At 66.7% G+C, this 12,215-nt stretch carries 10 protein-coding genes; 4 read left to right on the top strand and 6 right to left on the bottom strand.

The genetic code is table 11. The features are described 5' to 3' along the window. The first annotated feature begins 453 nt into the window (after positions 1-453). Positions 454-2,262 (top strand): arginine--tRNA ligase, encoded by a 1,809-nt coding sequence (argS, locus tag C472_RS08180; protein ID WP_006629347.1) that lies wholly within the window; start codon positions 454-456, stop codon positions 2,260-2,262. A 111-nt stretch (positions 2,263-2,373) separates the two neighbouring features. Then, entirely contained in the window at positions 2,374-3,624 is a 1,251-nt protein-coding gene (gene prf1 / locus C472_RS08185) for a peptide chain release factor aRF-1 (RefSeq protein ID WP_006629348.1), read from the top strand. A gap of 25 nt (positions 3,625-3,649) precedes the next feature. Here the strand turns inward: prf1 and C472_RS08190 are convergent, their stop codons facing one another. The 6 genes from C472_RS08190 to C472_RS08215 all read right to left on the bottom strand — a co-directional run bounded on the left by C472_RS08190 (position 3,650) and on the right by C472_RS08215 (position 11,354). After that, the gene (locus C472_RS08190) at positions 3,650-4,093 is read right to left on the bottom strand and encodes a metal-dependent transcriptional regulator (RefSeq protein ID WP_006629349.1); all 444 of its coding nucleotides are present in this window, start codon (positions 4,091-4,093) and stop codon (positions 3,650-3,652) included. Between the two features lie 43 nt (positions 4,094-4,136). Next, positions 4,137-4,622: a hypothetical protein gene (locus C472_RS08195; RefSeq protein WP_006629350.1), complete on the bottom strand. Its 486-nt coding sequence runs from the start codon at positions 4,620-4,622 to the stop codon at positions 4,137-4,139. Between the two features lie 158 nt (positions 4,623-4,780). Further along, positions 4,781-5,995 (bottom strand): Fe-S cluster assembly protein SufD, encoded by a 1,215-nt coding sequence (sufD, locus tag C472_RS08200; protein WP_006629351.1) that lies wholly within the window; start codon positions 5,993-5,995, stop codon positions 4,781-4,783. 1 nt (position 5,996) lies between these two features. Beyond that, the gene (gene sufB / locus C472_RS08205) at positions 5,997-7,427 is read right to left on the bottom strand and encodes a Fe-S cluster assembly protein SufB (RefSeq protein ID WP_006629352.1); all 1,431 of its coding nucleotides are present in this window, start codon (positions 7,425-7,427) and stop codon (positions 5,997-5,999) included. Between the two features lie 52 nt (positions 7,428-7,479). Next, a complete protein-coding gene (locus C472_RS08210) occupies positions 7,480-8,397 on the bottom strand; it encodes an ABC transporter ATP-binding protein (protein ID WP_006629353.1) in 918 nt (305 codons plus the stop codon). Positions 8,398-8,543: 146 nt separating this feature from the next. After that, positions 8,544-11,354: a DNA-directed DNA polymerase gene (locus tag C472_RS08215; protein ID WP_006629354.1), complete on the bottom strand. Its 2,811-nt coding sequence runs from the start codon at positions 11,352-11,354 to the stop codon at positions 8,544-8,546. A gap of 102 nt (positions 11,355-11,456) precedes the next feature. Between C472_RS08215 and C472_RS17515 the strand changes: the two genes are divergently transcribed. Both C472_RS17515 and C472_RS08220 read left to right on the top strand, forming a co-directional pair. Further along, complete coding sequence (locus C472_RS17515) at positions 11,457-11,630, top strand: DUF7331 family protein (RefSeq protein ID WP_006629355.1); 174 nt, start codon at positions 11,457-11,459, stop codon at positions 11,628-11,630. 136 nt (positions 11,631-11,766) lie between these two features. Further along, entirely contained in the window at positions 11,767-12,195 is a 429-nt protein-coding gene (locus C472_RS08220; protein WP_006629356.1) for a DUF7322 domain-containing protein, read from the top strand. Positions 12,196-12,215 lie beyond the last annotated feature (20 nt).

A 12,215-nucleotide genomic window follows, 5' to 3' on the forward strand; every position in this document is an offset into this window, starting at 1 on the left:
ACCCGGACGAGCGGCGGTACGTGGCTGTCTTCGTCGAGATTGACTCTATACCCGAGACCACCGAAGCCCCAGTCGCTCGGCTATACGTGACTCTCTCCGAGAACACGACTGCCGAAGCCCCAGTCGCGAGGCGGGCAGACGCTCGTTGCGCTCCTCGCTCGCGTTGCTCGCTGCGGTGCTTCCGTCGCCTCTGCCCGCCTCGCGACTGCCCCTTCGAGTCCCGCCCGCACCGCTCCGCACAGCACCGCACGCCTCCCCAGCCTCGTCGCTCGCTCCGGGCTCCCTTCGGTCGCCCGTCCGCTCGCGACTCCCTCGCGCGTGCCGTCTCGCGGTCGCCGGAGGCGACCGCTCTCGGGCACGCGCCACCGCGGATCGGTTGGTTCCGTAGCGTCCCCTCGTTCGCCGCCGAGCCGCTTCGGAAGGGCCTTTTAACCCGCCCGTCGAACGGACGGTATGTTCAGGCAGTTCCGGTCGGAGGTCGAGGCCGCGGTCGAAGCGGCGCTCGCCGACCTCGACCTCCCGACCGACGACCTCGGCATCGAACGCCCGCCGGAGGAGATGGACGCGACGCTCGCCTCCAGCGTCGCCTTCCGACTCGCCGGCGAGGTCGGCGACGCCCCGCCGAACGTCGCGGCGACGGTCGCCGAGGCCGTCGACGTCTCGGGGACCGACTACGTCGACTCGGTCGACACCGCCGGCCCGTACGTCAACTTCCACGCGAACGCGCGCTACCTCGCCGACACGCTCGACGCGGCGGCCGCCGACGCCGGCTACGGCGCGCTCCCGGACAGGGAGACCTCGGTCGTGGTCGAACACACCAGCGCGAACCCGACGGGGCCGGTCCACGTCGGCCGCGCGCGGAACCCCATCGTCGGCGACGCGGTCGCGAACCTGCTCGAGTACGCCGGCTACGACGTCGACCGCCACTACTACGTCAACGACGCCGGCCGGCAGATGGCGGTGTTCACGTGGGCCTACGAGCGGTTCGACGAGTCCGACCTGGAGAGCGAGCCGGCCCGCGACCGCGCCGAGTACGACCTCGTGCGCTACTACCGGAAGGGGAACGCCTACTTGGAGGAGGCCGACGAGGACGCCGTCGAGGCGGCCGAAGCAGAGATCCAGTCGATCCTCCAGGGGCTCGAGGCCGGCGACGAGGAGACCTACGAGCGCGTCGGCGAGGTCGTCGACGCCGTCCTCGGCGGGATGAAGGACTGTCTCGCCCGGCTGCCCGCCGAGTTCGACGAGTTCGTCAAGGAGACGCGGTTCATGCGCGACGGCTCGACGGACGACATCGCCGAGCGGCTCAAGGAGACCGATCAGGCCGTCTACGAGGAGGACGCCTGGCAGCTCGAACTCGACGAGTGGGGGATCGACAAGAACCTCGTCTTCCTGCGCTCGGACGACACGAGCCTCTACACCACCCGCGACCTGGCCCACCACGAGTGGAAGTTCGCGAACTACGACCGCGCGGTCACCGTCCTCGGCGAGGACCACAAGCTCCAGGCCGACCAGCTGGACGCGACGCTCGAACTGCTCGGCAACGACACCGACCGCCTCGGCAACGTCATCTACTCGTACGTCAACCTCCCCGACGGGAAGATGTCCACCCGTCGGGGGACCGGCGTGATGCTCGACGACCTGCTCGACGAGGCGATCGACCGCGCCCGCGACGCCGTCGAGTCCCGGATGGACGACCGCATCCGCGACGACGACCTCACCGAGGAAGACGTCGAGCGCATCGCCCATCAGGTCGGGATCGGTGCGGTCCGGTACGACATCGTCTCCAAACAGCCCGCGAAGGCGATCACCTTCGAGTGGGAGGACGCGCTCGACTTCGAGGCCCAGTCGGCCCCGTTCGTCCAGTACGTCCACGCGCGCTGCGCCGGCATCCTGAGCGAGGCCGCGGCCGCCGGTATCGACGTGCCGGGCGTGACGGCGGACGCCGACGGCGCGGTCGACGCCGAAGCGCTCGACGTGGACGCGAGCGACCTCGAGACCGACGCGGCCCGCGACCTCCTCCGCGAGGTCGCGCGGTTCCCCGCGGCGATCGAGGCCGCCGCGGAGGACTTGGAGCCCCACACGATCGCGACGTTCACCCGCGAGTTCGCCGACGCCTACAACGCGTTCTACCGCGAGTGCCCGGTCGTGACCGCCGAGACGGACGACCTGCGCGCCGCCCGCCTCGCGGTCGTCGCGGCCGCGAAGCACACGATGGCGAACGCGCTCGACGTGCTGGGCGTCGACGCGCCGGAGTCGATGTAACCCCCTCCGGACCGCCTCGCCCCCGAACTTCCGTCCCCTCCGCCCCGTTTCCCGGGCGACGCGTCTCGCAGGTCAAAGCTTACTTACCGGCACGCCGCCGTAGTTTCGACAATGAGTAGCGACGCACAGGAGGCGAACGAGGACCGCCGGAAGTACGAGTTCCGCAAGGTGATCGAGGAACTCAAAGACTTCGAGGGCTCCGGCACCCAGCTCGTCACCATCTACATCCCCGAGGACAAGCAGATATCCGACGTGGTGGCCCACGTCACCCAAGAGCACAGCGAGGCGTCGAACATCAAGTCCAAGCAGACCCGGACCGCCGTTCAGGACGCGCTCACCTCGATCAAGGACCGACTGCGCTACTACGACACCTTCCCGCCGGAGAACGGGATCGTGATCTTCTCCGGCGCGATCAACGCCGGCGGCGGACAGACCGACATGGTCACCCGCACGCTGGAGTCCCCCCCGCAGCCGGTGACGTCGTTCCGCTACCACTGCGACTCCGAGTTCCTCACCGAGCCGCTCGAACACATGCTCGAAGACACCGGGCTCTTCGGGCTCATCGTCCTCGACCGCCGCGAGGCGAACGTCGGCTGGCTGAAGGGGAAACGCGTCGAGCCGGTCAAGTCCGCCTCCTCGCTCGTCCCCGGCAAACAGCGGAAGGGGGGGCAGTCCGCACAGCGGTTCGCCCGCCTGCGCTTGGAAGCCATCGACAACTTCTATCAGGAGGTCGCGGGGATGGCCGACGACCTGTTCGTCGACAAGCGCCACGAGCTCGACGGCATCCTCGTCGGCGGCCCGTCGCCGACGAAAGACGAGTTCCTCGACGGCGACTACCTCCACCACGAGCTCCAGGACAAGGTCCTCGGCAAGTTCGACGTCGCCTACACCGACGAGTCCGGCCTGACGGACCTCGTCGACAACGCCAGCGAGGTGCTCGCCGATCAGGAGATCGTCGAGGACAAACGCGAGATGGAGACGTTCTTCGAGAACCTCAACACCGGCGAGGAGGCGACGTACGGGTTCGAACAGACCCGCCGGAACCTGATCATGGGGTCGGTCGACCGACTCCTCATCTCCGAGGACCTCCGCTCGGACGTCGTGGTCTACGAGTGTCCCAACGGCCACGAGGAGTACGAGGTGATCGACTCCCGGCACTCGACGCCCGACCACGAGTGTAGCGAGTGCGGCGAGCCGGCCGAGGTCGACGAGCGCGAGGACGTCATCGAGCACCTGATGGCCATCGCCGAACAGCGCGGCACGGACACGAAGTTCATCTCCACGGACTTCGAGAAGGGCGAACAGCTGCTCGACGCGTTCGGCGGCATCGCCGGCATCCTGCGGTACTCGACGGGCGTCTGACCGCTGGAAATCTCCGCGTTCGTCGCTACTGCTTTTCGGGTTCAACCGGCGTCGGCGCGATCTCCAGACACGCGCAGGCGTCCGACTCGGGGTCGAAGCAGTCCGGACACTCCGGCTGCCGGTCGATGATCGTGTCGAGCCGCTCGGCGACCGTGTCGTCGATGACGGCCTCCAGCTCACGGGCCTCGGCTTGGAAGTCCTCGACCGCGAGGACGTTCGCGAGGAACCGCTCGATGATACAGTAGGTCTGGAGGGCGTCTCGCGCCCGCACGATGCCGTCGTCGGTAAGCGTGACGCCCTTGTACTTCTCGTGTTCCGCGAGCCCGCGCTCCTCGAGCTTGCCGATCATCTCGTTGGCGCTGGCCGGGCTGACACCGAGCGCGTCGGCTATCGACCCGGTCGACGCGGGGCCGTCTTCGCTGTCCTGTACGACGTATATCGTCTTGAGGTACTGATCTGCGGTGTTCACGGCTGTCCTCCGTCTGCGCTCGTCGGCGACTCGTCTGCCCGGTTCATCGGCGCTCCATGACCTCCGTGACCTCGCGCACTCCCTCGGCCTCCTCGTCGCGGATCGTCGTCAGGGTCGTGAGCAGCTCCTCGCGGTCGATCGAGAACACCGCGTCCGACCCCTCGATCGCCTCGATGAGGTCGTCGTAGAACTTGTAGGCAGTCTCCTCGTTACACAGCTGGTCGTACAACACGTCGTCGAAGTCCTCCGGTCGCGTCCGGCCGTAGCGGGCGTCGACCAGCGACTCGATCTCGCCGAACGGGACGCTCTCCACGCCTAGCCCCTCGATGAGGGCCTCGAGGCGCTCGCGGTGGTCGGCCGACTCCTCGGCCGCGTCCGCGAGCAGCGTCTCCACCTCCGCGTCGAGTTCGGCGTCCAACTGCTGGTAGTGCCGATGTGTTCGCGCTTCGACGACCTCCTCCAGCACGATTCCGATCTGGAGCAGCCGCGCGAGTTGGTCGTCGGAGGCGACCCGCTGGCTCACGCTCACCGCGACCACCCGAGACGGTACGACACGCGGGTTCGCATACCTCCGTCTCGGGCGTGGGCGGTCTTAAGCGGTTCCCCTCGCGGGTCGGCCGCTCCGCTCTCGGAGCGGAACGCCGCGCCAGTCGAAAAACCGAATCCGGGCCGAGCGGTGCCGGCGGTCTACTGGAGCCGCTCGACGACGAGGTCCTCGACGTCGTCGCGGAACTCGTCGACCGCGATCTCCTCTAAGACGGGCACGAAGAAGCCCTCGACGAGCATGTTCCGCGCCGTCCGGGAGTCGATCGACCGGCTCTCTAGGTAGAACAGGTCCTCGGCGTCGACCTGTCCGACCGTGGCCGAGTGCGAGGCCTCGGTGTCGTGGTTGTGGATGATCAGCTTCGGCGACGCGTCCGCTTCCGCGTCGTCCGACAGCATCAGCGTGTTCTCGCGCTGGTAGCTGGAGGTGTTCCACGCGTCCTCGCCGACGTCCTGAACCCCCTCGTACACCGAGCGGGCCACGTCGTCGAGCACGCCGCGCGTGACGAGGTCGGCGGTCGTCTGCTCCGCCTGGTGCCAGACGCGGGCGTTGATGTCGAAGTGCTGGTCGTCGGTGCCGAAGAACGTCCCGACGATCTGGCTCTCCGAGCCGTCGCCGTCGAGTTCGGTCTCGATGTCCGACCGGGTGAGCTTCGAGCCGAAGTTGCTCTCGATCCAGTCGACCGTCGCGTACGTGTCCGTCACGGCGCGCTTCAGCGAGTAGGTGTACGAGTCGGTGTCGAGGTTCTGGAGCGAGCCGAACTGGACGTTCGCGTTCTCGCCCGCGACGACCTCGACGAGGTTCGAGAAGTACCGGTCGTCGGCGACCTCGCTATCCCCCGTCTCGATCGATTCGAGGATCGTCACCGACGAGGACTCCTCGGCGACGACGAGCGTCTGGCTGAAAAGCGAGCGGGAGTTCATCTCCGCGCGCACCGTCACGTCCTCGACGTCGACGCCCTCGGGGACGTAGACGAACGTACCCGTGGTGAACAGCGCGACCGAAAGCGCCGTGAGGTAGTTGTGTTCGGGGTCGAGGACGGAGCCGAAGTTCGCCTCGATCACGTCGCCGTACTCGGCGAGCGCCTCGGTGAACGGGAGGACGACGACCTCGTCGTCGCCCGCGGTCCGCTCGGTCTCGTCCGCCTGGTTCAGCGGGTCGACGAGCGCCTCGAAGTCCAGCGCCTCCAGATCGGTCCAGCGGCGGCCGGGCGTCTGGATGACGTCCGGTAGCTCCGCCGTCTCCAGCGCGGCGAGCGCGTCGAGACGCGTCTTCAGGAGCCACTCGGGCTCGTCGCGTTCGTCCGCGATGCGTCGTACCGTGTCCTCCGAGAGGCTCTCGATTGCTTGCGTGCTCATGTTATCCGAGCGAACCCTCCATTTCGAGCTCGACGAGCCGGTTGAGCTCGACGGCGTACTCGATCGGTAGCTCCTCCGTGATCGGCTCGATGAACCCCGAGACGATCATCTGTTTGGCGTCGTCGTCGTCCAGCCCGCGCGACTGGAGGTAGAAGATATCCTCGTCGCCGATTTTCCCGACGGTCGCCTCGTGGGCGACGTCGACCTTCGACTCGTTGATCTCCATGTACGGCATCGTGTCCGAGGTCGACTCGTTGTCGAACATCAGCGCGTCGCACTCCACGGCCGTCGAGGAGTTCTCCGCGCCGTCGGCGATGTGGACGAGCCCGCGGTAGTTCGTGCGGCCGCCGTCCTTCGCGATCGACTTCGACTCGACGGTGGACTTCGTCTCCGGCGCGTTGTGGTACACCTTCGCGCCGGTGTCGATGTCCTGCCCCTCGCCCGCGAAGGCGATGGTGATGTGGTTGTCGGACGCGCCGCGGCCCTTCAGGATCGTCGACGGGTACAGCATCGTCGCCTTCGACCCCATCGAGCCGGAGATCCACTCCATGCGCCCGCCCTTCTCGGCGATGGCGCGCTTGGTGTTCAGGTTGTACGTGTTCTTCGACCAGTTCTGGACGGTCGAGTACTGAACGTGCGCGTCCTCGCCGACGAACACTTCGACGCCGCCCGAGTGGAGGTTGAACGCCGAGTACTTCGGCGCGGAACAGCCCTCGATGTAGTGGACTTCCGAGCCCTCCTCGGCGATGATGAGCGTGTGCTCGAACTGGCCCATCCCCTCGGAGTTCATCCGGAAGTACGCCTGGATCGGCATCTCCACGGTGGTGTTCTCCGGGACGTAGACGAACGAGCCGCCAGACCAGATCGCGCCGTGGAGCGCGGCGAACTTGTTGTCGCTCGGCGGGACGCACTTCGTCATGAAGTGCTCGCGGACGATCTCCTCGTGGTCACGGACGGCCTTGTCCATGTCACAGAAGATGACGCCCTTCTCCTCCCACCGCTCTTGCATGTTCTGGTAGACGATCTCGGACTCGTACTGCGCGCCGACGCCCGAGAGCGCGTTCTTCTCGGCCTCCGGGATGCCGAGCTTGTCGAACGTGTCTTGGATCTCTTCCGGGAGGTCCTCCCAGCTCTCCGCGCCGCCGCGGACGTCGATGTCCGGACGGATGTACGGTACGATCTCGTCGATGTCGATCTCCGAGAGGTCCGGCTGGCCGGGCCAGTCGGTCGGCATCGGCATCTCCTGGAACTGCTCGAGCGCGCGCAGGCGGCGCTCCAGCATCCACTCCGGTTCGTCCTTGTCCTCCGAGATGACGCGGACCGTCTCCTCGGTGAGGCCCTTCTCGCTTTTGAAGGCGGACTTCTCCTCCTTCTTGAATTCGAAGCGGGCCTCGGTGTCTGTCTCCTTGAGGTCGTCCTGTTGTGAACTCATAGTGTCTTGTTACGGTTTTGCGTGTTTACGTGTGTCGCGTTACCACATTCGGTTACGCCGCCTCGAAGGCGTCCTCGCGGACCCAGTCGTACCCCTCGTCTTCGAGCTTCTCGGCGAGCTCCGCGCCGCCGCTTTTCACGACCTCGCCGTCGAGCATGACGTGGACGTGGTCCGGTTCGACGTAGTCGAGGATGCGCTGGTAGTGAGTGATCTGGAGGATGCCCGTGCCCTGCTCGTCACGGAGCGCGTTGATCCCCTTCGAGACGTCCTTCAGGCGGTCGATGTCGAGCCCGGAGTCGATCTCGTCGAGCACGGCGACGCTCGGCTCAAGCATTGCGGCCTGGAGGACCTCGTTCTGCTTCTTCTCGCCGCCGGAGAAGCCGGCGTTGAGGTAGCGCTGCATGAACTTCTCGTCCATGTCGAGCAGCTCCATCTTCTCCGAGAGGATCTCCTGGAACTCGGCGACGCCGATCTCGCCGTCGTCCGCGGGGCCCTCCATCGGGGAGGTCTCGTAGCCCTCGTCGTCCTCGTCGGCCTCGGCCTCCTCCTCTTCCTCGCCGAACAGCTCCTCGCGCTCGTCCGCCTTCGCGTTGAGCGCCTGCCGGAGGAAGTTCGTCATGGTGACGCCCTCGATCTCCGCGGGGTACTGGAAGCCGAGGAAGATGCCGAGCGCGGCGCGCTCGTTCGGTTCTAGATCCAGCAGTTCCCAGTGGTAGTCCTCGTCGTCGAGGTCAAGGTCGACGTCGGCGACGTCCTCCTCGCTGAGGTGGAGGAGGATCTCGCCGTCGGTCACCTCGTAGGCGGGATGGCCGGCAATGACCTTCGCGAGCGTCGATTTCCCGGACCCGTTCGGTCCCATCAGCGCGTGGATGTCGCCGGACTCGACGGTCAGGTCGACCCCGAGAAGGATGCGTTCGCCGCCCTCTTCCGCCACTCGTGCGTGGAGATTGTTGATTTCGAGAGTAGCCATATGTATTCTCGTGCCTCGTACGTTAACGGTAGGAGTTGAGGGGGTTAATGGTTACGCATCTCCCCGTCAAAACTCGCAGATTGACCAAGAAATTTTCTACCGATCGAAAACTGCTTTCGATAGGCGTGGTTTTCGCTCGCCAACGGTCACATGAACGAGCCGAGTCCGGTCTGTTCTTGCCCCGTCTTGACCTCCTCCCACGACATCCCGAGCGCCTCGATCACGCGCTCTATCGGCCCTTTCAGCGTCTTGTCGAGCATCTTCTCCCAGTCGACCTCGAACTCCTCGGGCACCTGGTCCGCGTACTCGAAGCAGATCACGTCCGGGTCGCGCTTGAACTCCCCATAGAGGCGGTCGCGCTGCGGGTCGAGATCCTCCTCGTCCTCCATCCGCGCCCAGAAGTCGGGATGGACCTTCTCGATGTACAGCCGCTTCGGCTTTGACCCGCTCCCGAAGTTGGTCCCGAGCATCATGTTGGCGTACTTCGCCCCGCGGACCTGTGCGGTCGGCGTCTCGTAGGCGTCGAGCTTCTTCCCGATCCCGCCCGGGATCCCGATCTCCTCGACGCTTATCTCGCCGTCGAGCACCTCGGCGATCACGTCCACGAGGTACGACTTCACCTCCTGCATGTCCTCGTCGATGTTATCGCCCGTCACGATCGTCTCGATGACGTTCTGCTGGACCTCCTTGGTGATTCCCGCGATGTCCGAGCGCTTGTACTCGAAGCCGGTGATGTCGATGTCGTCGACGTCTTTCCCCTCCTTCCAGACGATGTGGCCCGCGTACCGCTTCTTCTTGCCCGCCTGGAAGAACCGCCGGTAGAGCTTCTCGAACTCGATCTCGAAGCGGTGCGAGTCGGCGTTCAGCTCCTCGCGCGCGAAGTCGTCGTATCGGCTGTTGATGTGGTCCGCTATCTCGAAGGAGGTGTCGATCGCCGCCTCCTTCGACAGGTCCCCGAGCGAGAGCATGACGCTGTCCGTATCTCCATATGTAACTTTCCTGTCGAGTTCGTCGGTCACGTCCGCGGTGAAGGCGATCACCTCACGGTTGGTGGAGGTGACGCCGGCGCTCATCTCGCGGTCGTACAGGCGGAACCGATCCCACCCGAAAACGCCGTACAGCGAGTTCATCAGAACCTTGACAGCTCCCTGCTGGCGGTCGTACTGCTCGTACGCCTCGGTCCCCGGGTCGTGTTCGTTCCGGAGCGCCTTTTTTTCCTCGCGCTCGTCGAGCAGTTCGGTCACCATCTCCCGGATGATCCCGTCCGGCTCCTTCCGGAAGTGGACGCCCGTCGGCGTGCGGTACGTCTCGCCGTCGTACTCCTCGGGGTCGACCTTCGTCTCCGGCGAGGCGTTGATCGTCACCATCGACATGGGGTAGAGGCTCTTCAGGTCGAGCACGCTCACCATCTCGCGGACGCCGGAGATCGGCTCGAACACCGCGCCGCCCTCGAACTCCTCGGCCTCCTGTTGGCCCTTCGACGGGAGCGCGAAGTTCCCGTACGCCATGTGGAGTACGTACATGTCGACCGCGTCGCCGGGCGTCGTCGCGTCCTCCAGCTTACAGCCGACGATCTTCCGGGCGTCGTCCCAGAAGGCGATCACGTCCTGCGCCCGGTCGATCTCGACGCACAGCTCCACGTCGCGGATGCTGTACTCAAGGAGGCGCTCGGGGTCCTGCTCCCAGAGGTCGCCGATGTCGCCCGTGTACCGCTCCTTGCCGACGCCGAGTTCGCGTTCCCCGACCGCGTCGAGCCGGTACGATTCGAGTTCCGTGAACATCGTGCGCTTGTAGGCGTACAGCAGGTCGAAGACGACCCGGCCCTTGATGTCCGGGCCGCCCCAGCCGGAGCGCCACACCTCGCCGATGCGGGAGAGCCGGTCGACGGAGAGGTCGTACTGGCTCCCGTCGTCGAGCACCTCCAGCCGGTCGAGGACGTACGGCGCGTCGAAGTCCTCGAAGTTCCACCCGGTCAGCACGTCCGGGTCCGTCTCGTCGATGTACGCGACGAACGCGTCGAGCATCGCGGCCTCCTCCTCGAAGGTGCGGACCTCGAAGTCGAGCGATCCCCCGCCGTCCCCGTCGTCGACAATCCCCTCGTAGTCGGGGAGGTCCTGCGGGGACGGCACCTCCGCCTCCGGGGCGTCGTACAGCCAGACGACGTACTCGTCGTCGTAGGAGTCGTGGCTGGTGAGACAGATGATCGGTTCCTCGCCGTCCTCGGGGAACCCCCGGCGGTCGTCGACCTCGATGTCGAAGGTGTTCACCCGGAGGTCGGCGTCGACGTCGGCGGGTTCGAGGTGGCCCTGATGGACCTGGATCGTCCCGTCCTCGTCGTCGAGCCGCCGCTCCTCGACGCGGATCCCGCCGTTGATCCCGTTGTCGATCAGGAATCGGTTCGGGAAGAGGATGTCCGCCTCGAACGTCGTCCGGAAGTCGTCGCGGATGTTCCCCACGTCGCGGGGCGTCCGCGTGACGATCCGGGTGAGCGGCTCGCCGCGGATGCTCTCGTACTGCTCGCCGTCGGGGTCCTGCTCGCGGGTCCCGATCACCACGTCGTACTCCTCGACGGGGTCGCGGTCGAGGTCGGCCGTGGGGACGTAGAAGTACGGCTCCACGCCGAGCACCCGGACGTGTTCGACGGTGTCGTGCTCGGCGTCCCCGTCGACGTCTTCGGCCGGCCGCCGCCCGAACACGTGGACGACGGGGTACTCGTCGCTGCCGTACCCCTCGACGGCGTAGTCGATCTGGGTGATCATCAGCTCGACGGTCCCCGTCGACTCCGGGAACTTCGCCTCGTCGACGTCGACCACGTCGCTGACGCGCCCGCGCCCGCCGCCGGCGACGACGGCCGCCTCCTGTGCGGCCAGTTCCTCCCGTTCGGTGTCCGTGTCGCCGTCGGCCCCGCCGCCCGCGTCCCCGGTCGACGAGAAGTCCGACAGCCCCGACTGAGTCATACCCGTGCTTCGGCGTCACCCGGCTAAAAAACTCGGCTTTCGGGTCCGGCGAGGTCTCCCGCCACGGAAAGGCATTTAATGTGTGACGGCTTACCAAGGGGTATGTCTTCGGACCCACGTTCCGAATCTCAGGCGGCTCGCCCGGCCGATCCCGACGCGGTCGACGACGAGGTGGAGGTGTACGAGGACGACGGGAACGTGGTGATTTTCGACGCCACGAACCCCCTCGCGTGGGTCGAGGCGAGCCGAACGGTGCGGCTCGCCGACGCGGTCTGACTGCGAGCGCCGCGCGCCGCCCCTCGACGCTTCCGCGGTCCCGCTCGCCCGCCCGACGTTTCTGCGGCCCCGCCGGTTCCCGTCAGCGCCGCGTCCGGACGGAACCCCTTTGCCCCGGCGCGGCGTAGTCTCGGACGTGTTCAGCCTCGACGAGGACGACGAGGGCGAGATCTCCGTCGGCGAGAGCTCCGACGCCGAGCGCGAGATGACGCCTGACATCCCCGAGGCACCCTCGGTGAAGACGTTCGACGACGGCGGGGACTTCGAGGGCGCGAGCGACGTCGACTCCGGCACGCTCCGCGCCTTCGTCGTCGCGGTGATCTACGCCAACGCCGCCGTCCTCCTCGTCGCGCTCGGCCCGATGGTGTGGTTCTTCGAGGGCTGGTCGCGGATCGGTGCCGGCCTGTTCGTCGGCGGCCTCCTCGCGGGCGTCCGGACCTACCAGACGTACCGGGCGTGGGAGCGGTCCCGGGACGACGCCGACAAGTCGGACTCCGAAGGCGGTCCCGACGGCGGCCACTCGGACGCCGACACGGACGCGGACGCGACTCCCCCGCAACCGTAATGCCCACGCGACCGCTTCCC

The organism is Halorubrum tebenquichense DSM 14210, from assembly GCF_000337415.1.
Taxonomy (GTDB): Archaea; Halobacteriota; Halobacteria; order Halobacteriales; family Haloferacaceae; genus Halorubrum; species Halorubrum tebenquichense.